Origin of the sequence: Pectinatus haikarae (assembly GCF_015732185.1) — a bacterium.
In the GTDB taxonomy this organism is placed as follows: domain Bacteria; phylum Bacillota; class Negativicutes; order Selenomonadales; family Selenomonadaceae; genus Pectinatus; species Pectinatus haikarae.
On the sequence record NZ_WIQM01000013.1, the window covers coordinates 1 to 24,791 of the forward strand.

The window sequence follows — 24,791 nt, forward strand, 5'->3', positions numbered from 1 at the left end:
AGATACTGACATTCCCAAGCCGATTTGTTTTGCGTTGACCCCGCCAATATTATCATTTGCTGACGATGAACCTGATATAGTCTGGCTCAAAGTATCTGCGAATGTTACACGGCTTGATTTATAACCGGTCGTATTAACATTGGCCACATTATTACCTATTACATCCATTCTGGTCTGATGATTTTTCAAACCGGAAACGGCGGTATAAAGCGCTCTCATCATAATAAATCAAACTCCTTTGTGTGCGGCTGTCCGCCTCTGTCATTCAGCGGTCAAAGCCCCCCGAAGGTCCAGCCTATAATATAGCCGCACTATCAATATTTGTAAATATATTTTCTTTTGTACTTACGCCATCCATAGCGGTAATCACAGTTTTGTTGGTTATACTGACAACAAAAGCTGCTCCTTTTAAATAAATCAGCGCTTCCTTAGAGCCTTTTTGCGCCATCTTACACACAGTATCATTCATTTTGTCCATATCAGCATCACTTAATTTTATATTCCGCTCTGCCATCCTGCTCAATGCATGCTGAGAAAAACCAACCGTCTGACTTGTCTGTTTCAATATATCGGCAAAATTTGAGCTGCTGTTTTTCTTCTGGGAGGATACCTGCGCTGACGCATTATTCTGATTACCAACCGGCATAAGTGGCTGTAAATATATTCGCGAATTAACTGCCATACATATCTACTTCCCTTGCCGTAAATTTTTTAGCTTTCCAGTCCAGTCTTGCCTATAAGGGTAAGATCACTGACGCTGACGGTCGTTACACCCGAGCCTTCTTTCACTACCAGCGAAGGGGTTCCGTCACTGATGGTAACTCCCTGTGCGACACCGGTGTGCTGCACTTTATTAGTGGTAGTATTGCCTTTGCTGTCGGTAACAGAGCTTTCTGTTGACCATGTAACATTCTGGCCGATCATAGAGCTGAGCTGTCCGACTAAAACAGAGGTATTCAAATTGTCAACAATAGACGACATCGTATTCATAGCTGTTGCCATTTTTGATATCTGTTCGGTGGAGGTCAGCTGTGAAAGCTGCGAAACATATTGCGTTCCATCCAACGGATTTAAAGGATCCTGATTCTTCATCTGCGCCACCAAAAGCTGCATAAATGTGTCTTCATTCGCGAGCGTGTCCACGCTTGAGGTTTTAGTCGTAGAATTTGAGGAAGTTGAGGTCGTTCCCGTTGTGGGGTTCACTGCGCTTGTTGCCATAATAATCGCTCCTTATATTCTGTAATCAATCCCGTCACTTGTAAGACTTTGGTTCTGTCCACTTGACGATACTGCTGCACTGAGATTTTCCATCTGACCTGCAGCTTCAACCAATTGCCCAATTCTGTAGTCAGTTTTCTTTTGTTCTTTGCTGAACTGTCCTGAATTATGCTGTCCGTTTGACAGCATATCACTTAGACCGCTGTAAACATTTATATGGTCCACTTTTATTCCCTGATCCTGCAAGTCCTGCCGCAGCTGAACCACTGTCGACTGTATGAGATTGCGCACCTGTGCGTTGTCACTGTGAAAGGAAGCATTCACCGCACCGTCTGCCGCTACGCTGATTTTCAAGGCAAGTTCTCCCAAATGTTCCGGCTGCAGATTTATCGTGATCTGTGAGTTTTCATTTGCCTTTATCAACTGGGCATTTTTTATGATCTGACCTGCAATATTATAATTGTCCTGCGGCCTATTTTGCTGCGCTGTGTCTGACACTGATGCCATACTTTGAGCAGAGCTTTTCAGCGTATCATCTGACAACGATGCCACTGAAAAAATATGATTTAATTGATTAGTGTCAGCACCCTTATTTTGTTTTTCTGCCGCAGATTTTGACTCTCCCGTCAAAAGATTTTCCTGCTGTGTACTCTGTTCACTGAACGTCGTTCCCGAATTACCGTTTTCCTGCCTAGACGTTAAGTCAATAACATTAAGCTGTACCGTATTTTTATTTTTTACGGCTGCTTGATCAGCTGTTGTACTGCCATCAAGCTGTTTCGTGTTCCGCAGCAGTTCGGTGCTGACCTGATCAGGAACTTTGACCGACAGCACTGAAGAATTTTCTTTTGCCGGTGAAGCCAATGTTTCCGCGCCCAAAGCAGACCTTCCCTGGGCAGTCTGTACCTGCGATATAATATTTGCAGTTTTGCTCGTTTGATCCGCAGTAATTTTTTTACCTGCAGTATCGGTACCTTGCAATTTTATACTATTTCCAGCATTAAGAAACTGATTCAAAATCGTTTTTGGCTGCTCAGGACTTTTCCCTTCAGCTGAATTTACAACATCACTGTCAGACAACGTGCTTAACTGAATCTTTTCAGTATTATTTACTGCATTTAACTGAGTTTTCGCCGTTTTATCATCAGAAACTGTCGTTTTTACAAGACCGGTCAATTCAGCTAATGCTGTATTCAGCTTTGCGGGGATGCCGTTGTCTGTTGCCGCCTCAGTCTGCGGTGCTGTGACCAGTGCTGCCAGAACATTTATATCTGCAGCATTTGTTATAGCATCAATCGCCGTTGTCACTGCCGCAGCAGTCGTTTTATCATCAGCTGTTTTCTCTTTTTCTGACTTAGCACCTTTTTTTTGTGAAAGTGCATCATCAGGCTTATTCTCTTTGTCTGCAATTTTCTTGCCGATATCTGATACTTTATCGTTGAGTGTATCCTTTTTTACATCAGCATCAGCAGTGTCTTTTGCATTGTCCAAAGCACCGGAAAAACTGCTCGATGAGTTTTTTCTGACAGTAGTTTTTCTGTTTTTACTGCTGCTGTCTGACGAAGGAGCTGCCGTCTTAACTATTATTGTATTGTTATCCATATTCTCACCTCCTCTCGAAATCAATTGTAACACAACTGGCGCTTAAAGAAAAACAAATCTTATTGGTTCTGTACGGTTGTTGCTTTTTCCGCCTGATCAAGCTGCGGCAGTGTAGGCGGTGTGATACCGTTGTAAAGGAGCTGAGTAATCTGAGCGGCACGCGTTGTATCAAAGTTTTCCATTACTTTAGCCGAACGGGCATCATCCATCTTCTGCAGGATAGAACCCACAACGTTATCATCAAGAGGAGCTAAAATTGCTGCGGCCTTTTGAGGATCCATCTGTGCATATATGCGTGACAGTTTTCCCACTCGTTTATTTACCTCAGCTTCTCTGGTCTTTTTTTGTTCATCAAGCTGCTTTTTTGTTAAACTGACCGGTTTTGATTGTGCAGCTGCAGGATTTTCAGCCTGTGCGGCATTAGCTGCGCTGCTGCCCCCTTTTGACCCGACATCTACTTGTGTTTTTTCAGTCTGTGCAGCTTCCTCATCAGGTTTTACAAAATTTTGTCCTATTACGGGCCAATCATAAAGATGCAGTGATGTGTTTAATTTATTAGTATCCAATATCCGTAAATATATACCCAAAAAAAATCCACCAAACAATAGCAGAACAATCAAAATCACTATTAAAATTTTTTTCCACAAAGCTTTTTTAGGTTTTGTATTTTCTTGCGCGTTTTTCTGATCAGCGCGCTGATTTTTTACTGTCTGTTTGTTGACTGTGCCTGCAGTAGATTTTGCCATCAAGCTACCCACCTTGTTGAAAATTATATACTTTTAAAATATGTAAAAGCCGGTTTGCTTCTGCATCTACATCCATGAAAGAATAAATGTCCGCCTTTATTGATAAAGATCTAAAACGTGGCTCACATAATTCTGCGTTTCAGCATACGGCGGTACTCCCTGATATTTCTTCACCGCTTGAGGTCCTGCGTTATATGCTGCAACAGCTTCACGTACGTTGCCGCCAAAATCATTCAGCAATTCCTTTAAATACTTAGCGCCGCCTTCAATATTTTGCTGAGCATCATAGGGATTTGTTACACCCAGTTCTGATGCAGTATTAGGCATCAATTGCATAACGCCGACCGCGCCGGCAGATGAAACAGCCTCAGCATTATAGTTTGATTCGGTTTCCGCCACTGCTGAGAGGAGTTTCGCATCTACTCCATATTTTACGGCCGCTTTTTGGATCATCTCTTCAATCTGCTGTGGCGGAACATTATGTACGGCTGCAGCAGAAGGAGTCTGGCTGTTATTTTGACCGGCAGACTGTATCATATCTGCTGTCTGTTGACCGATACCACTGCCGCTGTCCGGTTTTACGTTCTTCATTTGCTTAGTAAGTGTCTGATCAAACGTCATTTTTTCAGGAGAAAAGTTCTTTATACTAAATTGACCTTCTATTTCTTTAATACGCTTCTGCACATTATTTATATCTGTCAGAAGATCGTTCTGTTTCATGACGGGGACAGTATTTATCTGCATAAGATTATTATTCCTCCATTCCAATCCTGCGCATATGCATCTGCAGACCGATTTCATCTATCTGCTTTTGTTCCTGAGCAAAGACTTCATAACGATATTCATCAAATCTTTTTTCACGAAGCTGTTCCAAGCTTTTAACCTTTTTCTGTGCTGCCAAAAGCACTTGCAGACACTGTTCCTTTTTAGAAACAGCATTTCGCACTGAGGTTTTCTGCAAATTTATCTGTCCTCTTTTCCAAGAGAAAAAGTTACCATACATTTGCATCATACTGACATTTACTTTTTTTTCAGCCAAAAATTCTTCATATTCCTTTAAGTTCGAATCCATTTCAAGTTTCAGTGAAATAAGAAATTTTTCCTGTTTTTGCAGATTCTGTACAGCTGCAGCCATGGATATTTCCGCTTTTTCTCTTTCGATAACTGATATTTTTAAAAAAGCTTCGAGTTTGAATATAAATTTTTTCAACTATCTTCCTCATTTTTCACAGCACGTCAACAGTAAACCTTAAATACAATTACGCCTTACCCACTATCGTGAGCAAATCGTTCACCGTGTCTTTATAGCTTGTAGTCTCAAAAACGTCTTGACATAAAAATTTGTTTATTGCCTCTATTTTTTCTATAGCCATATCTATGTTGGGATCTGAACCATTCACATAGGCACCTATTCTTATAAGATCGGCTGCCTCATTATAATTTGCAAGATAAGAACGTAAAAGCTGACCCGCTTTAAAGTGCCTTTGATCAGCAATATCGATCATTACTCGACTTACACTGGAAAGAATATCAATTGCAGGAAAATGATTCTGCGCTGCGATTTTTCTGGACAATACTATATGTCCGTCCAGTATACTGCGTACGGCATCGGCAACAGGTTCGTTCATGTCATCACCATCTACAAGCACAGTATATATACCGGTTATACTCCCCTTCTCACTGGTGCCCGCTCTTTCGAGCAAGCGCGGTAAAAGGGCGAATACAGACGGTGTATAACCTCTTGTTGCCGGGGGCTCACCGATAGTCAGCCCCACTTCACGCTGGGCCATGGCAAAGCGAGTGACTGAATCCATCATCAAAACGACTTTTTTCCCTTGATTGCGAAAATATTCAGCAATGGCTGTTGCTGTCATAGCACCCTTTATACGAACAAGTGCAGGTTGATCTGATGTAGCAACAACGACAACAGATTTTTTTAATCCTTCTTCGCCAAGATCACGTTCAATAAATTCTCTTACCTCTCTGCCGCGTTCGCCAATGAGGGCAATTATATTTATGTCTGCCTCCGTGTTTCTTGCTATCATACTTAAAAGAGTAGACTTGCCCACGCCGCTTCCCGCCATTATTCCTATTCGCTGACCTGACCCGATCGTTATCAGGCCATCGATGGCTCGCACGCCGACATAAAGAGAGTCATGGATTCTGGGTCGTGAAAGAGGAGAAGGCGGTGATGCCTGTAAGGGGTATTCTTCCATAACAAGCGGCAGCGCTGCTTTATTATCTATAGGGTTACCCAGCCCGTCAAGGATACGGCCCAAGAGCTCTTTTCCTACTCTTGCCTTTAATGTTTTCTGGGCAGCTATAACTTCACAGCCGGGACCGATCCCCTGCATTTCTCCTATAGGCATTAGAAGAATATGTCCGCTGCGAAAGCCAACGACTTCCGCGGGAACAGGCTTAATGCCGGAAAACTTTGAACAGACATAACAAAGTTCTCCTAAACTTACATTTGGCCCTATTGATTCGATTACCAGTCCTATTACCTGGACTACCTTTCCCGACATTTTCATAGGATCGCAGTTTTGAATAATTTCCCTGAATTTATCTACCATTAGCCTCATATTTACCAACGACTTCCTTCAGCATTTTTTGGATTTCGCTTAATTGAGACAAAAGTTTTGCATCTATACTTCCATCAGGTGTTTCAACCCAGCAGTCTCCATCTGTCAGACTTTCATCAGACTGTATCGTAAGTCTGGCATTTCCCTCAAGAATAGACTGCAGTTCTGGTCTGGCAGCCAATGCAAATTCATACGTGTTTGGTGAAACTCTTACCTCGACAGAAGTTTGATTTTTAACTTTTTTTAAGGCCTCCTGTACAACGGGCAACACCAATTGCGGCATATCGGCAAACTGCTGTGAAATAATCTTTAGAGACACTGCCATTACGATATCAGTCATATCTTTTTCAGCATCTTTATAGCAGGCATCCACTTGTTTTTCCGCTTCATCTATTATTCTGACAGCTTTTTCATTAGCCGTTTTGATCAGGTTTTCCTGCTCTGAACGAGATTGTTCCAGGCCTTCCTTATATCCCTGATCATGCCCTGCATTTTTTGCGTTTTGTGTTATTTCAATGACTTTGTCATTTGCTTCTTTGATCTTTTCAGCGGAAATTTTTTCAGCCTCACGAAGAATTTTTGTCTTGCCGTCTTGAGCTTCTTTCACTATTAAATCAGCTTTTTCACGCAGCGCCTCCATTTTCAGCTGCTTATCGTTCAATTCACTTTCCAGTTTTTTTATATTCTCTTCAATAGAACTTTTTTTTCGTTTTGCTTCATCAAGCTCGTATCGATAATCTTCCCTTAACTCGTTATTTTTATCGGCAGATGTGGCATCAGGAGAGGAATTGATAATAAACAACGGCTCAGGTGCTTTTACTACATGCGGTTCATTATCAAAAACAGCAGATTTAATAACTTTATACAATCATTTCATCGCCCTTTCCACGTGACACAACTATATCTCCTTTTTCTTCCAGTTTTCTGATTATGTTAACTACTTTCTGCTGGGATTCTTCCACATCACGAATACGGACAGGTCCCATGTATTCAAGTTCTTCTTTTAAAGCTGCAGCAGCACGTTTAGACATATTTTTATATATTTTCGCTGCTACATCATCAGACGTTCCCTTCATAGCAAGCGACAGATCCTTAGATTCGACTTCACGCAGCACTAACTGCAAAGATCTGTCGTCAAGCATGACAAGATCTTCAAAAACAAACATAAGCCGTTTGATTTCTTCTGTGAGTTCAGGATTTTCAATTTCCAGATTATCAAGTATAGACCGTTCCGTGCCGCGATCGACACGATTGAGCATTTCCACGACGACCTGTATTCCACCGGCATCCGTAAAGTCTTGAGAAGACATAGTAGAAAGTTTCTTTTCCAGGACACGTTCTACTTCACGCAGTACATCGGGTGAGGTGCGATCCATTACGGCAACTCTTCTCGCAACGTCTGCCTGACTTTCAGCAGGCAGCGCCGCAAGAACGCTGGCTGACTGTTCAGGATTTAAATACGCCAAAATCATTGCTATAGTCTGCGGATGTTCGTTCTGGATGAAATTAAGCAGCTGTGATGGATCCGTTTTCCGCAAAAAATCAAACGGACGAACCTGCAGGCTTGCAGTAAGCCTGTTGATGATAGTGGCAGCCTTATCGGACCCGAGAGCTTTTTCCAAAACTTTCTGTGCATAATCAAGGCCGCCATGAGAAATATATGATTTTGCCATTATGAGCTGGTAGAACTCACCTATTACCGTCTGTTTCTGTTCCTGAGTAACCTGTTGCTGACTGGCTATCTCCAATGTCAGTTTTTCGATTTCTTCATCATCAAGGTGCTTGAATAATTTGGCCGAATACTCCGGCCCCAATGATATCAGCAAAATAGCTGCCTTCTGCTGACCGCTTAATTCGCTTGTGCTGGATTCATACATCTATTTCACCTACTATTGTATTTTACTCTTCAGCCAGCCATGTTTTCACTAATTCTGCCACTTGCTCCGGCTCATCATCTATCATTTTTTCCAAAGTCTGTCTTTCAGTCAAATGTGCCTGCTCTTCCTCTGACATTTCTTCTGGTGCAGTTTCTGATGTTTCTGATTGCTGCATTGCTAAACGCTGCTGTTCCAACTCTGCCTGACGCTGCATTTCTTCCTGAGCGGCCTCCTCTTCAAGCCGTTTTTTCCGTCTGTACAGATAGTATGCTGCTGCCAAAAGCAATAGTGGTAAAAGGACTGCCGCTATTTCAAGATAAAGTGTCCTGTTAGCAGCATCGCGGGCGTCTTGTTCTTCCCTTGCCCTTCTGTCCGAGGCTTCCGTACTAAACGGCACAGGTTCCACAGAAACAGTATCACCCCTGTCAGTATCCACTCCTACAGCAGACGCTACCGCCCTTGATATGGAATCCTGCTGCTGGGCAGTGAGTCTGTCGCTGACCAATACCGCAATATTCAATCGTTTTATAGAACCGGGTGAAGCGATTGTTTTTTGATTTTCTTCATTTATCTCGTAATTTCTGGTCGACTGCTGTTTTGAATACTGTGCATTTGTATTATTGGCGGCAACATACCCCGGTGTATTAGCAGTTATGCCGGCGGGTCCGCCCGGTGTAACTGAAGTTCCATTATAAGCTTCCTGGCTCTCCTGTGTACTGCGCAAGATCCCTGCATCATCAACTACAGGAGAAAAAGTCTGCCTGTCTGTTTGTTTTTGATCAAAATCCAGTGCTACATTTAAACGTACAAAAGCATTTCCTTCACCCAAGGCATTATCAAGAAGAGTCTGTACTTCTGCCTGCATTTGCTGGCGTACTTTCTGTGTCATCTTTATTTGGGTAAGAGTAATATTGCCAAGAGTATTTTTATTGTCATCCTGCTGACTGTCAGGATCGTTTAAAATTTTTCCTTCGTTATCAATAATGGTGACGTTTTCCGCCTGTAATCCCTGTACACTATGTGCCGTCAAATTAACAATGCCCTTAATTTCCTTGCTGTTCAATTCTTTATCAGGTTTCAGCTTTAATAATATTGATGCTGTAGCCGGTTTTTCATTTTTTTTATAGAGGCTGTCTTCCGGCAACACTATATGTACTCGAGCACTTTCAACGGCATCTATTTGTTCTATAGTTCTAGTCAGTTCGCCCTGCAGGGCCTGCAGATAATTAACTTTATTCTGAAAATCGGTTACTCCCAATTTACTGTCATCAAAAATTTCAAAGCCTTTTGTGCCGCGTGGTAATCCCTGTGCTGCCAAATCCAAACGCAGTTTGTGAACATCCTTCGCAGGAACAAGTATAGTTGTTCCTTCCTTATTCTCCTGTATTGAATAATCGACCTTGGATTCTTTAAGTTTAGCAGCGACCTCTCCGGCATCCTTTGTTTCCATGTTAGTAAATAAAGGCTGCATTTCAGGCTTGCTGCCATATAAATAGCTGACACCTATTATGGCAAAGATTAAGAGCGCACCAACTCCGGCCAAAGCATATTTCTGTCTCTTATCCATCTTTTGCCAAAACTGCAGATACCGTTCCTTCCAGCCTGCCATTATCTCAATCCCTTCACCTATGATTGTATTCTTTTTTAATTTGTCGGCCTGCAAGTTGTTAAAATAACTTGCACCGACAGACAATTATGTTGCGGTGCAGAAGTGATTTTCTGCGTGTTTTTGAGACAATCTATCATAATATTCAGCAAATCAAACCTGCATGCGCATTATTTCCTGATATGCATCAACCGCTTTATTGCGCAAACTCATTGTGAGATTCAAAGCAATCTGAGCTTTTTCAGAGGCCACTACGACCTTTGATATATCGTCTACTTTGCCTGCAGCCAAAGCCATATCCATTTGCTCAGAATTTTTTTGCAGAGCATTGGTCTCCTTTAATGCATCGGTCAAAAACTGACCAAACGATTTCGCTGTTTTTGTCTCATCAACAACCTTGCTGCCGGCATCACCTATTTGTCCCAAAAGTTTCACCGGTGTCATTTGCAACGTACCGATATTCATATTATTACCCCGCTACTTTCCGATATCCAATGTTTTCATAGCCATACTTTTAGCAGAATTAACAGCCGTAACGTTAGCTTCGTAGGCACGTGAAGCAGTGATCATATCCGTCATCTCTGCAACAATATTTACATTAGGCATCTGTACATACCCCTGCTGATTAGCGTCCGGGTTTCCCGGATCATACTTCAGCTTAAAAGGACTGTCATCATCCTGTATGCTGACAGCTCGCACACCGTTCCCCGGCTTTTGCAGTTCGTTAGAAAAGGCCGCAAAAAAAGATGCGGATTGTTCCGTATCCGTCCGTGGTTCAAAAACCACATATTTCCGTCGGTATGCGTTTCCCTGAGCAGTTCTGGTAGTATTAACGTTGGCTATATTATTGCTGATGACATCCATCCTCAGTCTTTCGGCAGTCATACCGGATGCTGAAGTATCAATAGAATCAAACATTCCCAAACTATATACCCCCTAATTATTGCCCTTTTATGACATTGCTCAGTTTTGTAATATTTACATTCATCTCTCTGACCAATGCATTATAATAAAGCGTATTTTTAGCCAAAGCCGACATCTCAATATCAGGGTCTACATTATTTCCGTCAGCCCTCATAGTAGTGCTATTATCTGTTCTGAGAACAGGCTGCACAGACTCTTCTCCTGTATTATCATTAGGAAAATGTTTTTCATTGGTTTTCGCCAATTGCAGTGTTTCGTCATCATCTTCTGGATATAACGCTTTTGCCAAAAGGCTTTCAAAAGCCAATTCGTTTCTTTTAAAATTTGGTGTATTAACATTAGCAATATTATTGCTGATCACCTGCTGTCTCATGTTCGCAGCCTGCATAGCCATTTCTAATACACCAAAAACCGGTGTGTTCACAACATTGCCAAGCATCACATTACTCCTTCTTTATTATTTATCAAACAAAGAAAAGGAATCCGAAAGATTCAAGATCCTTTTAAATCTTTTAAATTCCTCCTATTTAACAAACTCTCATTAATATGCTGATAATATATTTTCTATATATAAAAAAAATATCCTTTTATTTTTTCTTATTAAGTGTTATTTTTTTATTAACGGGAACAAAAAGTTAGAAATAATAAAAAGGATCTGCTGCCAGAAACTATTTCCTTTTGCGGACAAATATTGTTTTAACTGCATATGATATCTTTTATAATACAGCAAAATAAAATAAGTCTAAGGATAAGGCTCTGCAGCCTGTCCCTAGACCTTTTGCAATATATATGTTTTTAATGTAAAAAGTGTCTTGAAGCATCATCTTTTTAATTTTTGAACTTCATCAAGCAAATGTTCGTTGAGAACTCTTATATAGGTCCCCTTCATTCCCAAAGATTTTGATTCAATAAGACCTGCCGATTCAAATTTTCTCAGTGCATTAACGATAACAGATCTTGTGATACCCACTCTGTCCGCTATTTTAGACGCAACCAAAAGTCCTTCTATACCGTTGAGTTCTCCAAGTATATTAACGGCAGCTTCCTGTTCAGAAAATGACAATGTAGACAGTGCAATCTTTACGGTAGCCTGTTTGCGCATATCGTCTTCCAGTTTTTCAGTATGATCACGAAGTATTTCCATCCCGACAACTGTAGCCCCATATTCGGCAAGGAGAAGATCGTCATCTGTGAACTCTTCATCAAATTTTGCGATTATCAATGTTCCCTTGCGTTCACCGATCCCATAAATAGGAACAATAGTAGTATTTTTACCGTTGAAAAGACACTTTGTTTTATCAGTAAAAGCACACATGCCTGTCTTTGATTTTATATTGGCAGACGTTTCATCCATTTTCAACAGCCAATTAACATAATGTTTTGGGAACTGTCCCTGGCTTACCACTTTATCAAGCATAATATCGCATTCAAAATCATCTATAAACGCGTAACCGTATATTTTTCCAGTTGTGGATACGATATAGACATTTGCATCAAGCACGTTGCTGAGCACACATGAAATGCCGTCATATTCCACACTGTCAGATTTCTGCAACAGTCTGTTGATCTTTCTTGTTTTTTCTAATAATGTTGTCATTGTTAAATCCCTTTCTTTTGTAACTGTATTACTTTCCTATTGTAACATATATGTATAAAAAAATACAGTTTTTTTGCAATTTTATAAATTAATATATTTTTCAACCTAATTCCTGATCCCACCGTAGTTAATGCTTTTTTTATGTCAGGAGGCAAATAAGGAGCATGCATTCTGTACCTCTGCATATTGTTTTTGCAGAAAAGTACAGGCAGTGCAAGCTCCATCAAGACAAACCCTGCCAACTCACAGAATAAATCTGCTTAAATCCCTGTTGGCTATTATTTCTCCCAGTTTTTCGTCTATATAGGCAGGATCTATAACAACATTTTTTTTATTAAGCTCAGGTGCTTCAAAAGAAAGATCTTCCAACACTTTTTCCATAATCGTATGAAGACGCCGTGCTCCTATATTTTCTGTTTGTGCATTTACCTCACAGGCAATTTGCGCCAGACGATCTATCGCATCATCGGTGAAGCTTATGGATACTCCTTCAGTATTCAATAATGCTGTATATTGTTTCAGCAAAGCATTTGCCGGTTCTGTCAATATCCTTCTAAAATCATCATGAGTCAATGACGTCAGTTCAACTCGTATCGGAAACCGTCCCTGTAATTCTGGTATCAGATCAGAAGGTTTAGCTATATGAAATGCCCCTGCGGCTATGAAAAGCACATGTTCGGTTTTTAATGGACCATACTTTGTAACTACTGTAGAACCTTCGACGATAGGCAGTATATCTCTCTGAACGCCCTCACGCGAGACATCCGGCCCGGAAGTACCGCCCTTAACGGCAATCTTATCTATTTCATCCAGAAAAATTATACCGGCATTTTCTGCATTCTCTATTCCTTCCTTGGCCACTTCTTCCATATCTATCAACTTTTGAGCCTCTTCCTGCTCAAAAATCTTTCTCGCCGTTTCAATAGCTACCTTACGCTTTTTACGTTTTTTAGGCAATATGCTGCCCAGCATATCCTGGATATTATTTGTCATATCCTCCATCCCGGCTCCGGCCAGCATGCCTATCATGGGAGTACTGCTGTCTTCTGTATCTATTTCAATCATTTGCTTTTCCAAAGCACCAGCCAGCAGACGTTTGCGGCAGAATTCCCTGCCGGCCTCATATTTAGGTTTTGGGTCTTCTTTTTCATTATCTGCATTATTTGACGAAAATATTGCACCTATTGGGTTAACCGACGTCGATTTTTGCTGAGGCACAAGCACATCCAGGATACGCTCTTCCGCCAATTTTTTAGCTTTATCAATAACAGCAGCCATTTTTTCCTGCTTGACCATACGGACTGAAATTTCAGCCAGATCACGCACCATTGATTCCACATCTCTGCCCACATAACCGACTTCGGTAAACTTGGTGGCTTCAATTTTTATAAAAGGAGCCTTAACCAATTTGGCAAGTCTGCGTGCTATTTCTGTTTTGCCTACACCGGTAGCGCCTATCATCAAAATATTTTTAGGTATGACCTCATCCTTCATCGCTTCCGGCAGACGGTGTGCGCGCCATCTATTGCGCAAAGCAACCGCGACAGCACGTTTAGCCTTATTTTGGCCAACTATATATTTATCAAGCTCATCTACTATCTGGCGTGGCGTTTGTTCGTTCAAAGTAAATCCTCCTACTTCAATTCTTCCACTATTATATTATGGTTAGTATAAACGCATATATCCGCTGCTATTGATAAAGATTCCCTTGCAATATCTGCAGCCGGCATTTCTGTATGTCCTGACATGGCCCTAGCCGCCGCCAAAGCGTAAAACCCGCCGGAACCGATGGCTGCCACATCTCCGTCAGGTTCAATAACTTCGCCGTTGCCCGATAAAAGCAGCATCGTGTTCGCATCTGCCACTAAAAGTAATGCTTCCAATTTTCGCAAAACCCTGTCAGTCCGCCATTCTTTAGCCAATTCTACGGCAGCCCTCGTAAGACTGCCATTAAATTCTTCTAATTTTGTTTCGAATTTTTCAAATAATGTAAACGCATCCGCTACTGAACCGGCAAATCCCGCCAAAACTTTATCATGGTAAATACGCCGCACCTTGCGGGCATTCCCCTTCATTATTGTATTTTGTCCAAAGGTGACCTGTCCGTCACCCGCAATAGCAGTAGTTCCATTCTTTTTTACCGCCACTATTGTTGTCGCTCTAAACATCTGTTTCCCTCCCAAAAGAAAAACCATAAACGCCAATTATTATTTGCGGCTAAGGTACTATTATATCATTAATATAAAATCATTCAATATCTTGTTTGAATTTTTTTATTTTTTCTAATGCTCTTTCTGCCAATTTTTGTTTCTTTATTTTCTTATCACGTATTCTTTCAAAAAGGGGCGGCAGTAATCCAAAATTTATATTCATGGGTTGAAAGTGCTTTGCCGGAGCAGCAGTAATATAGCGGCACAATGCGCCGTGTGCCGTTACATCGGGAAAACAGACCGGCTCTTCGCCAATAGCAAGACGTGCTGCGTTTATGCCCGCTACAAGTCCTGATGACGCGGATTCCACGTAACCCTCCACGCCTGTAATTTGTCCGGCAAAAAGAATATTACTATTCTTTTTTAATTGCAGGGTAGGATATAAGATTTCAGGTGAATTTATAAAAGTATTGCGATGCATAACACCCAATCTGGCAAATTCTGCTTTTTCCAAGCCAGGGATCAAAGAGAATACCCTTTTTTGTTCCGGCCACTTCAAATGTGTCTGAAAGCCAACTATGTTGTACAAGCTATCCGCTGCATTATCCTGCCGAAGTTGTACGACGGCGTAGGGACGCTCCCCGCTTTCAGGGATCTCCAGACCCACAGGCTTAAGCGGACCAAATAAAAGAGTATCCTCACCACGTGATGCCATAACCTCCACAGGCATACAACCTTCAAAAAATATTTCCTTTTCAAAATCTTTTGTCTGCGTTTTCTCGGCGTTCACCAACTCATGCCAGAATAATTCATATTCCTCTTTATTCATAGGACAATTTATGTAATCAGCCGTGCCCTTGCCATAACGTGACGCCCGGTATGCTCTGTCCATATTTACAGAATCCTTGATCACCAAGGGCGCAGCAGCATCATAAAAATAGAAATAATCAGAGCCGGCTAATTTTTCAATGTCAGCTGCCAGCAGGCCTGCGGTAAGCGGACCTGAAGCAATAACTACTACAGTGTCCTCCGACATAGGTATGTCTTTTACTTCCTCGTTGACAATATGCACATTTTTATTGTTCCTCAGCTTTTCAGTGATATAACGTGAAAAACCGTGACGATCAACCGCAAGCGCGCCTCCTGCCGGAACAGTATTATTGTCTGCCGCTTCCATTATGAGTGATTTCATATCACGCATCTCTTCTTTGAGAATACCCACAGCATTTTCGATGCCGGCAGCACGTAAGGAATTGCTGCAGACAAGTTCTGCAAATTCATCTGTCTTATGGGCAGCCGAAGATTTTTTCGGGCGCATTTCATAAAGCATCACATTTATATTTTTTTTGGCAAGCTGCCATGCAGTTTCGCTTCCTGCAAGACCTGCTCCAATAACAATAACTTTTTTCTGCTGCATAGCAATCATTTTCTCCGTTCGTCCATTTGTAGTTTAAGTCCGGGCAGTCGCTTTTACTGCAGTTGATTTACTGACAGTTGACTTCGTCTTGATTTCTTTCAACTCAGCATTTATCGGATGGTCTTTCCTTGTTTCACAATTTTCATTGCCGCAATAAAAAAGGACCTTACCATTTTTGTACCGATGCTGGAACATATTGGCTCCGCATTTTTCGCAGATTTTATCAGCAGCGGGCATATCCCAGCTGACAAAATCGCAGTCAGGGTAATTTTCGCAACCATAAAAAATCCGTCCCCTCTTTGTTTTTCGCTCAACCACCCGTCCATTGCATTTTGGACACTTTGCTCCCGTATCCTTTAATATTGGTTTAGTATTACGGCACTCCGGGAATCCCGGGCATGCCAAAAACTTACTGAAGCGTCCCTGCTTGATAACCATAAGTCGTCCGCATTTTTCACATCTTACATCTGATACTTCTTCGGGGATATCTACATGTCCTATTTCTGCATCGGCTTTTTCCATAGTTTTTTCAAAGGGACCGTAAAATTCTTCAAGCAGTTTATTTTTATCCATAGTACCTTCCGCAACTTTGTCCAGCCTTCCCTCAAGATCAGCCGTAAATTTTGCATCAACGATGTCTCTGAAATATTCCTCCAGCATGTCCAGCACAATAAACCCAAGCTCTGTAGGCTCAAATTTTTTCTCACGCCTAACCACATAGCCGCGTGCCAGAATAGTTTCAATGATGGGGGCATATGTACTTGGCCGGCCAATACCTTTTTCTTCGAGAGTTTTCACTATTGAAGCATCATTGTAACGGGCAGGCGGTTCGGTAAAATGCTGTTCCGGCAGAATTTTTTGCAAATGTACCGGACTGCCGACAGAAACATCCGGAAGTATTACATCTTTTTCTTTCTTTTTATCATTTTCATCATAAACAGCGGTAAAACCAGCAAATTTCAAAACAGAACCTACTGCCTTAGCTGTATAAATACCAGCTTTTATGAGTATACTCATAGTATCATAAAGTGCCGGTGTCATTTGACTGGCCAAAAATCTCTGCCAAACAAGACGATACAATTTCAGCTGTTCTTTTGATAAAAATTCTTCCAGCAGTGACGGAGTAAGTGAACAATCTGTGGGGCGTACAGCTTCATGTGCATCCTGGGCATCTTTTTTTGCCGCATAAATAGGAGGTTTTGCAGGAAGGTATTTATCGCCAAAATTATCCGTTATATATACTCTGGCATCTTTCTGCGCCAGCTCAGAAATACGGGTAGAATCTGTACGCATGTAGGTTATTAAACCGGTAGGTCCCTTTTTCCCTATATTTATGCCTTCATATAACTGCTGAGCTATCATCATTGTCCGTCTTGAAGTAAATCCCAGCTTTCTTGCTGAATCCTGCTGCAATGAACTCGTAGTAAAAGGTGCAGGTGCCTTCCTGCGCCTTTCACTTTTTTTGACATCGGCAATATTAAAAGTTTGTTTTCGCAGCTCTTTTTCAATTTTTTTTGCATCCTGCTCAGAGGTTATATTTATTTTCTTATCATCAATCAAAGAGAGTTCCGCATTAAGCACAGCCTTTTTGTCATCGAGTTTGAATTTTAACTCTACCGTCCAATACTCTTCCGGTATAAAAGCACGTATTTCCTTTTCCCTGTCGCATATTATTTTAACAGCTACCGATTGAACACGGCCTGCACTCAATCCTTTTTTTATCTTACGCCAGAGCAGCGGACTGAGTTTGTACCCGACTATCCGGTCCAACATACGCCTTGCCTGTTGTGCATCTACCAAATCAATATTCACCGTTCGCGGAGTTTTTATTGCCTCATTAATAGCCGGCTTAGTTATTTCATTAAAAACAATGCGGCATTTTTCCGTTTCACTTACTCCCAACAGATATGCCAAATGCCATGAGATTGCCTCACCCTCGCGATCAGGGTCAGATGCCAAATAAATTTTATCCGCATTCTTAGCTTCTTTTTTCAGAGATTTTATCAAATCTCCCTTGCCGCGTATATTTATATACTTAGGTGTAAAATTATTTTCAGTATCAATGCCAAACTGGCTTTTGGGCAGATCTCTCAAATGTCCCATAGAAGCCAGCACCTCGTATTTTCTATTGCCAAGATATTTTTCTATAGTTTTAGCCTTAGCTGGTGATTCCACTATTACTAAAGTTTTTTTTAACGCAGTCTTTTTTTTTCTTGTTTTAGTTTTTAATATTTTTTTTGATTCTTCTACCTTTTTGTTCAATGAATTCTCCCCTTAGCAGAGCGTACGTACATCCCCGGCAGCGTTTCTTCAACTATTTTTTTTAATTTCATCTGCAATAAAATGAAACTTATATTGGAAACATCTGTACGCAATTTATATATTATTTCATCGACACCGAGAGCCTGCTCATATGCTAAAATATCATATACTTTTTTTTCTTCCAGCGACATGGGCAATACGCTCTCCGATCTTTTTACCAAGACCGCTTTTTCCCTGCTGATGCCATATTCTTCTATAATATCCCCGGCGCAGACAACAAGTTTTGCACCTTGCTGAATCAAATGATTGCATCCTTCACTCTGTTCAGAATAAACACTGCCCGGAACAGCAAAAACATCCCGGCCTTCGCTGATTGCCATTTCAGCTGTTATCAAAGAACCGCTGCGTTTTGCCGCTTCAACGACAACAGTACCCAAAGATATCCCGCTTATTATTCTGTTTCGTGCCGGAAAAAAAGCTGCAAGAGGCTGTGTGCCCGGTGCATACTCAGAAATCACCGCACCTTTTTCAGCAATTTCATCTAATATCTTTTTATTTTCTCTGGGATAGGCTACATCTATGCCACATCCCAGTACAGCAACTGTTTTACCCTTGCTCAGTGCGCCGCGATGGGCAAAAGTATCAATTCCATGTGCGGCACCGCTTACTATTATAAAATCTTCACCAGCTAAATCAGCAGCAAATGTTTCCGCAAGACTTTTGCCGTACACAGAAAATTTTCGTGACCCGACAACAGCCAAATGTTTTTTTTCATTATGCAGGCATCCTCTGCAAAAAAGTACTGCAGGCGGATTATATATATTTTTTAATAATTCTGGGTACTCCGATTCAGCAGCTGTCAAAAGCTTTATATTCTTTGACTCCCAATTGGCCGCGGCTGTATCTACATCGAAAGACTTCCGATGTCTGAATAATTTTTTGCACAGCGGTTCGGCTAGAGTTTTGCTTGCCTCTATATCATTGTCTGAAGCATTCCATGCATTAACAGCACTGCCAAAATAGTCAACAATTCGTTTCAGACTGGCATTGCCTATACCTGAAACCATTTGCAACGCTGCTAAAAAATATTTTTCCATTCAAGTCCACCTGTAAAATAAAAATATACCAGAGTCATAATAAATATATCATGTATACTAAAATCAAGGCAGTTCAACTATCACATAAACTTCTTATGATTATAATTAAGTTTTTTCTGTCCGTCAACAATAAATTGACCACCATGCAGCAAAAAATCCTTTATACAAAAGAAAAACCAGCAAAAAGCTTCCCCTTTAAAGAGAATATTTCCACTGGTTTGCTTCAATATATAATTAATTCATTTCACCTGATAATAAATTCATGATCATTAGACTAGTTTTGTCTTTAACAGTGTATTTACTGTTCCAGGATTTGCTTTACCTTTGCTGGCTTTCATCACCTGCCCTACTAAAAAGCCGATTGATTTAACATTACCGCCCTTATAATCGGCAACAGGTTTCGGATTATCGGCTATAACAGTATCTACTATTTTTTCGATAGCTGCTGTATCTGTTATTTGAACAAGTCCTTTTTCTTTGACTATAGCTTCCGGTTCAGCCCCTGTTTTCCACATTTCACCGAAAACTTCTTTGGCTATTTTAGAAGATATTACCCCTTTTTCTACCAGTTTTATCATTTTCCCAAGATATTTTGCTGATACAGGAGAATTTTGAATATCCTTGTTTTCCGCATGGAGCTGTTTTGAAAGATCACCCATCAGCCAATTGGCCGCCAGCTTAACATCGGCACCATCGCATATAATGTCATCAAAATATTCAGCCATCGCTCTTGAATTGGTTATGATGCCTGCATCATATGCCGAAAGTCCATGCTCTTCCATTAATTTCGTTTTTCGGGCATCCGGCAGCATTGGTAAAGATTGCTTTAACACTTCTATTTGTTCATCCGTAGTAATAATCGGCACAAGATCAGGTTCCGGCATGTAACGATAATCCTGCGCCTGTTCCTTTGTTCTCATGGAAAGTGTCATGCCCTTATTGTCATCCCAGGTTCTGGTTTCCTGTACAATATGTCCGCCGTCCTCTAAGATTTCCCGCTGCCGATCTATTTCATATTCGAGTGCATTTTCAGCCATTTTAAAAGAATTGATGTTTTTCATTTCTGCTTTTGTTCCCAATTTTTCTGTACCTTCAGGACGCAGAGAAACATTGACGTCAGCCCGCAGATTTCCCTCTTCCATTTTACAGTTTGAAACATCTATGTATTCTAATATTGATTTAACTTTTTCCATGTAGACGCGTGCTTCCTCCGGAGTACGCATATCCGGTTCCGATACAATTTCGATCAAAGGTACGCCTGTACGGTTGTAATCGACATTTGAGCTTGCCGAATCTTTTATCGTATTTCCTGAATGAACAAGCTTGCCCGCATCTTCTTCCATATGGATGCGCGTTACACGAATGCGTTTTGTTCTTCCGTCCACATTGATATCAACATATCCATGTTCGGCTATGGGCAAATCAAATTGCGAGGTCTGAAAATTTTTCGGTAAATCAGGATAATAGTAATTTTTTCTGTCGAATTTACTGAATTTATTAATGGTACAGTTAAGAGCAATACCTGCCTTAATAGCAAATTCCACGACTCTTTTGTTAACTACCGGCAGCACTCCGGGCAGTCCGAGGCAGACCGGGCAGACATGCGTATTCTGTTCGGCGCCAAAACTTGTTTCGCAACCGCAGAAAATTTTAGTTTTAGTTTTCAGTTCGCTGTGTATTTCCAGCCCAATTACCGCTTCATATTCCATTATTCAGTCACCTCCGCAATATTTTTATAGAAACCCTTGCTTTGCTCATAGGTATACGCAGCCTTGATTATTCCTTCTTCATCAAGCGGTTTGCCGATAATCTGCATCCCTATAGGCAGTCCGCTGCTGCTCACACCGCATGGCAGAGATATGCCGGGCAGCCCTGCCAGATTCAAAGGAACTGTACATGCATCCTGTAGATACATCTGCAGAGGATCATTGATCATCGAACCGATTTTAAAAGCTGTAGTAGGAGCTGTAGGTGTGAGAATAACATCCACTTTTTCAAAAGCCCTATCATAATCCTCTTTTACCAATGTACGTATTTTTAGAGCCTTTAAATAATATGCATCGTAATAACCAGCACTGAGTGCATAGTTGCCCATCATAATGCGCCGTTTCACTTCGCTGCCGAATTTTTCCGTGCGTGTATTTGTCATCATGGAAACTATGTCATCTCCATTAACACGTTCCCCATAGCTGACTCCGTCATATCTGGAAAGATTGGTCGTGGCTTCGGCAGGAGCAAGGAGATAATACGCCGCAACAGCATATTTTGTATGAGGTAGTGAAATATCTATTATTTCAGCTCCCATAGCTTTAAAATCATTAATAGCCATATGAATACTTTCCGCAACTTCCTTATCCATACCATCGACAAAGTATTCGGCCGGAATCCCTATCCTTAGTCCCTTTACATCCTGTATCAATGATTTTGTGTAATCCGGGGATGATGCCTTAACGGAAGTAGAATCTTTTTCATCGTATCCTGTTATCACATTTAAAATATTTGCGCAGTCTGTGACATCTTTTGTCAACGGTCCTATCTGGTCAAGAGATGATGCATACGCAACTAAACCATAACGTGATACCCTTCCATAAGTCGGTTTCAGTCCGACTATACCGCAGAAAGAAGCCGGCTGGCGGATAGATCCGCCCGTATCGGAACCAAGTGCCCACGCTGCTAAACCCCCTGCCACAGCGGCTGCCGACCCTCCGCTTGATCCGCCGGGAACATACTCCGCGTTATGAGGATTATGTGTAGGGAAAAATGCCGAGTTTTCCGTAGATCCACCCATGGCAAATTCATCCATGTTGGTCTTTCCTAATATGACGGCATTTTCTTTTTGTATTTTGTCCATTACTGCAGCATTATAAGGCGGCACAAAATTGTCCAGCATTTTTGATGCACATGTTGTTCTTATCCCCAGAGTGCAGATATTATCCTTAACGGCCCCAGGAATACCTGTTAAAAAAGGAATTTTACCCTCCGCTGCTATTTTCTTATCAGCTTTTTTGGCCGCCTCCATAGCTGTATCTGCTGTTTTTGTAATATATGCGTGCAATTTACTATCTATACTGTCAATACGCTCCAAAAATGCATCTGCAAGTTCAACCGCAGTTACTTCCTTTTTTTCAAGCAGATCATGCAGATCATGTGCCGATTTTTTATATAATTCCACTTAAATCCTCCTCATATAATCGCTTATAATACCTCAAGCCTGACTTAAAATTCACTCGATAATACGTGGCACTTTGAAATAACCATTCTCTTTTTCCGGTGCATTGGACAGTGCCATATCCCTGTCTAATGATGGTTTTATTTCGTCTTCACGAAAAACATTTTGCAGCGGCAGTACATGTGCCGTCGGTTCTACATTTTCCGTATCCACTTTTTGCAGCATGTCAACATACTCCAAAAAATCATTGAATTCTATAAGATATTTATCCATTTTATCCTCGGTTATTCTAAGGCGTGATAATCCTGCTACATTTTCTACATCTTTTCCTGAAACCTTCATTATACTCCACCATCCTACATTTATTTCGCAGATAATGTCAATTATAGCACATAACCATTCGCTGTATAAATACGTTCCTGTTGCGCTTATGCATGCAAATGCTATTTTATCCGATGACTACCCGCTCTGATACTCCCGCTTCTGCAAGCAGTGAGTAAAGAGCGGTTAAGTCTCCATTTATTGTGCAAGCAATATTTTCAATTCATCTTCAGACAATATTTTTATTGCCAATTTCTGTGCTTTAACAAGCTTACCGCCGGCATTTTCTCCCGCAACTACATAATCTGTCTTAGGCGAAACAGAAGATGATATCCTGCCGCCTGCATTTTCAATAGCTGCTGCAGCTTCCGTCCTGCTCCACATGGGTAAGGTGCCCGTCAGCACAAAGGTCCTGCCATTTAAATTGTTGCTTTCTTTATCGGCAGTTGCCTTTTCTGCCATATTTACGCCGGCTTTTTTTAGTTTTTCCAATACTGCAGCATTTTCCCCGCTGCGAAAAAACTCAAAAATCATTTTTGCGCTTATTCCTCCCATATCAGCTACCTGCTCAATATCTTCCTGTTCTGCACCAGCCAGAGCATCTATAGTCTGAAAATGTATCGTCAGCGATTTGGCCGCAGCTTTGCCTATATTTTGAATGCCAAGTCCCGACAGCAGCCTCCAGGGAGCATTTTTCTTAGATTCCTCAATTTTTTCCAGTAATTTATCAGTGTTTTTTTCTTTGCCGATCAGCCCTTTTTCTATCAATTCCTCACGATATTTATGCAAATAATAAATATCGGCGATATCTCCCAGATATTTATCATCGATAAGTTTTTTTATATATTTTTCACCAAAACCTTTTATATCCATAGCATTCCGTCCGACAAAATTCACCAGCCGGCCTTCAAGCTGTGCCGGACAGCTGCTGTTGGTACATCTTACATCAGCTGTATTTTCGTCACGCACGGCAGGTGCTCCGCATACAGGACATTCGTTGCCTATTATAAAAGGTTTCAAATCTGCGGTTCTTCGCTCTTTCAAAACACATCTTATTTTAGGAATGATCTCACCTGATTTGTAGACTCTGACAATGTCGCCGATTCTTATATCCAGCGTATCTATAAAATCCTGATTATGCAGCGTCGCTCTTTCCACAGTCGTGCCGCACAGTCTTACCGGTTCAAAAACTGCCGTCGGTGTGATCCTGCCCGTCCGGCCCACCGACAGATTTATGTTCAGGAGTTTTGTATCTTTTTCCTCGGGAGGATATTTATAAGCTACAGCCCATCGCGGCACCTTGGAAGTGGACCCAAGCTGCTCCCTTTGGGCAAGAGTATTTACTTTTACAACTGCCCCGTCAATATCATAAGGCAGATGTCCCCGTCTTGCCGCAATGTTTTCTATTGCCTTCCATACGTCTTCTTTTGTCTTGCAAAGCACATAATCATGAATGACAGGTATTCCCTGATCTTTAAAATATTGTAAGGTCTCATCGTGTTTTACAAATATCCTGCCCTTTGCTTTCTGCAAATTGAAGGCAAAAAGAGAAAGTCCTCTTTTTTTGATAACACTGCTGTCGAGCTGCCGCAATGTACCGGCAGCACAATTGCGTGGATTAGCAAAAAGTTTTTTATCATTTGCAGCTTGTTCGCTATTTACCTTTTCAAAAGCCTCACGCGGCATATATACTTCACCGCGCACTTCAAGATATGGAAGTTTATCCATCAGTACTTTTTTTACTCCATGCAGATTAAGCGCATTGGCTGTTACATCTTCGCCCTCCACTATGCCGTCACCGCGTGTCACTGCTGTTTTTAATATTCCATTATAATAACGCAGAGAAAGCGACAAGCCATCTATTTTTTCTTCTACTACAAATTCGCAGTCCGGCATATTCGAAAGCACAGAGCTGACAAATTCATCCACTTCTTCTTTGGAAAATACGTCCTGCAGACTGAGCATAGGGACATCATGCCTGACAAGTATGCCTGCTGTTCTTTTTGCAATCCCGCCTACTCGCTGCGTTGGAGAGTCGGCAGTTATCAATTGAGGATTTTCCTTTTCAATTCTTTTTAATTCCAGCATAAGCTGATCATATTGATAATCGGTTATTTCCGGGGAGTCATCATCATAATACAAATCATTATGGTGAAGTATCTCCCCGCGAAGCTCATTCAGCCTTTTTTTTATATTCTCAGCCAATTTATTCTCCCTGCCTCA

24 protein-coding genes are annotated in these 24,791 nt (G+C 41.2%); all 24 read right to left on the reverse strand.

Annotation, left to right across the window (positions count from 1 at the left end):
- The coding region (locus I6758_RS08245) for a flagellar hook-basal body complex protein (RefSeq protein WP_196604739.1) at positions 1 to 222 on the reverse strand (222 nt) is incomplete at its 3' end.
- 73 nt (positions 223 to 295) lie between these two features.
- The gene (locus tag I6758_RS08250; protein WP_196604736.1) at positions 296 to 682 is read right to left on the reverse strand and encodes a TIGR02530 family flagellar biosynthesis protein; all 387 of its coding nucleotides are present in this window, start codon (positions 680 to 682) and stop codon (positions 296 to 298) included.
- Between the two features lie 29 nt (positions 683 to 711).
- A complete protein-coding gene (locus I6758_RS08255; protein WP_196604737.1) occupies positions 712 to 1,218 on the reverse strand; it encodes a flagellar hook assembly protein FlgD in 507 nt (168 codons plus the stop codon).
- 12 nt (positions 1,219 to 1,230) lie between these two features.
- Positions 1,231 to 2,820 carry a flagellar hook-length control protein FliK gene (locus tag I6758_RS08260; protein WP_196604738.1) on the reverse strand — a complete coding sequence of 530 codons (1,590 nt, stop codon included), beginning with the start codon at positions 2,818 to 2,820 and terminating at the stop codon, positions 1,231 to 1,233.
- Between the two features lie 59 nt (positions 2,821 to 2,879).
- The gene (locus tag I6758_RS08265) at positions 2,880 to 3,566 is read right to left on the reverse strand and encodes a MotE family protein (RefSeq protein ID WP_196604740.1); all 687 of its coding nucleotides are present in this window, start codon (positions 3,564 to 3,566) and stop codon (positions 2,880 to 2,882) included.
- Between the two features lie 96 nt (positions 3,567 to 3,662).
- Entirely contained in the window at positions 3,663 to 4,310 is a 648-nt protein-coding gene (locus I6758_RS08270) for a lytic transglycosylase domain-containing protein (RefSeq protein WP_231038599.1), read from the reverse strand.
- A 7-nt stretch (positions 4,311 to 4,317) separates the two neighbouring features.
- Positions 4,318 to 4,776, reverse strand: a complete 459-nt coding sequence (gene fliJ, locus I6758_RS08275) for a flagellar export protein FliJ (protein ID WP_196604741.1) — start codon at positions 4,774 to 4,776, stop codon at positions 4,318 to 4,320.
- Positions 4,777 to 4,825: 49 nt separating this feature from the next.
- The gene (gene fliI, locus I6758_RS08280) at positions 4,826 to 6,148 is read right to left on the reverse strand and encodes a flagellar protein export ATPase FliI (protein WP_196604742.1); all 1,323 of its coding nucleotides are present in this window, start codon (positions 6,146 to 6,148) and stop codon (positions 4,826 to 4,828) included.
- On the reverse strand, positions 6,129 to 7,016 hold the full coding sequence (locus tag I6758_RS08285) for a FliH/SctL family protein (RefSeq protein ID WP_196604743.1): 888 nt from the start codon (positions 7,014 to 7,016) through the stop codon (positions 6,129 to 6,131). The genes fliI and I6758_RS08285 overlap by 20 nt, the downstream gene beginning before the upstream one ends.
- Entirely contained in the window at positions 7,009 to 8,025 is a 1,017-nt protein-coding gene (gene fliG / locus I6758_RS08290) for a flagellar motor switch protein FliG (protein WP_196604744.1), read from the reverse strand. Before fliG ends, I6758_RS08285 begins: the two co-directional genes overlap by 8 nt.
- A gap of 22 nt (positions 8,026 to 8,047) precedes the next feature.
- Positions 8,048 to 9,634, reverse strand: coding sequence for a flagellar basal-body MS-ring/collar protein FliF (fliF, locus tag I6758_RS08295; RefSeq protein WP_196604745.1), 1,587 nt, complete (start codon positions 9,632 to 9,634; stop codon positions 8,048 to 8,050).
- 150 nt (positions 9,635 to 9,784) lie between these two features.
- The gene (gene fliE, locus I6758_RS08300) at positions 9,785 to 10,096 is read right to left on the reverse strand and encodes a flagellar hook-basal body complex protein FliE (protein ID WP_196604746.1); all 312 of its coding nucleotides are present in this window, start codon (positions 10,094 to 10,096) and stop codon (positions 9,785 to 9,787) included.
- Between the two features lie 12 nt (positions 10,097 to 10,108).
- Positions 10,109 to 10,555, reverse strand: a complete 447-nt coding sequence (gene flgC / locus I6758_RS08305; protein WP_196604747.1) for a flagellar basal body rod protein FlgC — start codon at positions 10,553 to 10,555, stop codon at positions 10,109 to 10,111.
- Positions 10,556 to 10,571: 16 nt separating this feature from the next.
- Positions 10,572 to 10,994, reverse strand: a complete 423-nt coding sequence (gene flgB / locus I6758_RS08310; protein ID WP_196604748.1) for a flagellar basal body rod protein FlgB — start codon at positions 10,992 to 10,994, stop codon at positions 10,572 to 10,574.
- Between the two features lie 381 nt (positions 10,995 to 11,375).
- Entirely contained in the window at positions 11,376 to 12,152 is a 777-nt protein-coding gene (gene codY, locus I6758_RS08315; RefSeq protein ID WP_196604749.1) for a GTP-sensing pleiotropic transcriptional regulator CodY, read from the reverse strand.
- Between the two features lie 243 nt (positions 12,153 to 12,395).
- Positions 12,396 to 13,775 carry an ATP-dependent protease ATPase subunit HslU gene (gene hslU, locus I6758_RS08320; protein WP_196604750.1) on the reverse strand — a complete coding sequence of 460 codons (1,380 nt, stop codon included), beginning with the start codon at positions 13,773 to 13,775 and terminating at the stop codon, positions 12,396 to 12,398.
- 11 nt (positions 13,776 to 13,786) lie between these two features.
- The gene (gene hslV, locus I6758_RS08325; RefSeq protein ID WP_196604751.1) at positions 13,787 to 14,320 is read right to left on the reverse strand and encodes an ATP-dependent protease subunit HslV; all 534 of its coding nucleotides are present in this window, start codon (positions 14,318 to 14,320) and stop codon (positions 13,787 to 13,789) included.
- A gap of 79 nt (positions 14,321 to 14,399) precedes the next feature.
- A complete protein-coding gene (gene trmFO, locus I6758_RS08330; protein ID WP_196604752.1) occupies positions 14,400 to 15,719 on the reverse strand; it encodes a methylenetetrahydrofolate--tRNA-(uracil(54)-C(5))-methyltransferase (FADH(2)-oxidizing) TrmFO in 1,320 nt (439 codons plus the stop codon).
- Positions 15,720 to 15,752: 33 nt separating this feature from the next.
- Entirely contained in the window at positions 15,753 to 17,981 is a 2,229-nt protein-coding gene (gene topA, locus I6758_RS08335; RefSeq protein WP_196604753.1) for a type I DNA topoisomerase, read from the reverse strand.
- Positions 17,978 to 19,078, reverse strand: a complete 1,101-nt coding sequence (gene dprA, locus I6758_RS08340; RefSeq protein WP_196604754.1) for a DNA-processing protein DprA — start codon at positions 19,076 to 19,078, stop codon at positions 17,978 to 17,980. The genes topA and dprA overlap by 4 nt, the downstream gene beginning before the upstream one ends.
- A gap of 269 nt (positions 19,079 to 19,347) precedes the next feature.
- The gene (gatB, locus tag I6758_RS08345) at positions 19,348 to 20,787 is read right to left on the reverse strand and encodes an Asp-tRNA(Asn)/Glu-tRNA(Gln) amidotransferase subunit GatB (protein ID WP_196604755.1); all 1,440 of its coding nucleotides are present in this window, start codon (positions 20,785 to 20,787) and stop codon (positions 19,348 to 19,350) included.
- On the reverse strand, positions 20,787 to 22,250 hold the full coding sequence (gene gatA, locus I6758_RS08350) for an Asp-tRNA(Asn)/Glu-tRNA(Gln) amidotransferase subunit GatA (protein ID WP_196604756.1): 1,464 nt from the start codon (positions 22,248 to 22,250) through the stop codon (positions 20,787 to 20,789). The genes gatB and gatA overlap by 1 nt, the downstream gene beginning before the upstream one ends.
- Before the next feature lie 51 nt (positions 22,251 to 22,301).
- Entirely contained in the window at positions 22,302 to 22,589 is a 288-nt protein-coding gene (gene gatC, locus I6758_RS08355; protein ID WP_196604757.1) for an Asp-tRNA(Asn)/Glu-tRNA(Gln) amidotransferase subunit GatC, read from the reverse strand.
- Positions 22,590 to 22,766: 177 nt separating this feature from the next.
- Positions 22,767 to 24,773: an NAD-dependent DNA ligase LigA gene (gene ligA, locus I6758_RS08360; protein ID WP_196604758.1), complete on the reverse strand. Its 2,007-nt coding sequence runs from the start codon at positions 24,771 to 24,773 to the stop codon at positions 22,767 to 22,769.
- Positions 24,774 to 24,791 lie beyond the last annotated feature (18 nt).

Excerpts from the sequence above, each read along its gene's own strand:
- fliI (WP_196604742.1), bottom strand. The coding sequence starts at position 6,148 with ATGAGGCTAATGGTAGATAAATTCAGGGAAATTATTCAAAACTGCGAT.
- I6758_RS08270 (WP_231038599.1), bottom strand. The coding sequence starts at position 4,310 with ATGCAGATAAATACTGTCCCCGTCATGAAACAGAACGATCTTCTGACA.
- I6758_RS08265 (WP_196604740.1), bottom strand. The coding sequence starts at position 3,566 with ATGGCAAAATCTACTGCAGGCACAGTCAACAAACAGACAGTAAAAAAT.
- gatB (WP_196604755.1), bottom strand. The coding sequence starts at position 20,787 with ATGGAATATGAAGCGGTAATTGGGCTGGAAATACACAGCGAACTGAAA.
- fliE (WP_196604746.1), bottom strand. The coding sequence starts at position 10,096 with ATGAATATCGGTACGTTGCAAATGACACCGGTGAAACTTTTGGGACAA.
- gatC (WP_196604757.1), bottom strand. The coding sequence starts at position 22,589 with ATGAAGGTTTCAGGAAAAGATGTAGAAAATGTAGCAGGATTATCACGC.
- I6758_RS08250 (WP_196604736.1), bottom strand. The coding sequence starts at position 682 with ATGGCAGTTAATTCGCGAATATATTTACAGCCACTTATGCCGGTTGGT.
- dprA (WP_196604754.1), bottom strand. The coding sequence starts at position 19,078 with ATGGAAAAATATTTTTTAGCAGCGTTGCAAATGGTTTCAGGTATAGGC.
- trmFO (WP_196604752.1), bottom strand. The coding sequence starts at position 15,719 with ATGCAGCAGAAAAAAGTTATTGTTATTGGAGCAGGTCTTGCAGGAAGC.
- I6758_RS08255 (WP_196604737.1), bottom strand. The coding sequence starts at position 1,218 with ATGGCAACAAGCGCAGTGAACCCCACAACGGGAACGACCTCAACTTCC.
- I6758_RS08260 (WP_196604738.1), bottom strand. The coding sequence starts at position 2,820 with ATGGATAACAATACAATAATAGTTAAGACGGCAGCTCCTTCGTCAGAC.
- flgB (WP_196604748.1), bottom strand. The coding sequence starts at position 10,994 with ATGCTTGGCAATGTTGTGAACACACCGGTTTTTGGTGTATTAGAAATG.
- codY (WP_196604749.1), bottom strand. The coding sequence starts at position 12,152 with ATGACAACATTATTAGAAAAAACAAGAAAGATCAACAGACTGTTGCAG.
- hslV (WP_196604751.1), bottom strand. The coding sequence starts at position 14,320 with ATGTTTAGAGCGACAACAATAGTGGCGGTAAAAAAGAATGGAACTACT.
- fliG (WP_196604744.1), bottom strand. The coding sequence starts at position 8,025 with ATGTATGAATCCAGCACAAGCGAATTAAGCGGTCAGCAGAAGGCAGCT.
- fliF (WP_196604745.1), bottom strand. The coding sequence starts at position 9,634 with ATGGCAGGCTGGAAGGAACGGTATCTGCAGTTTTGGCAAAAGATGGAT.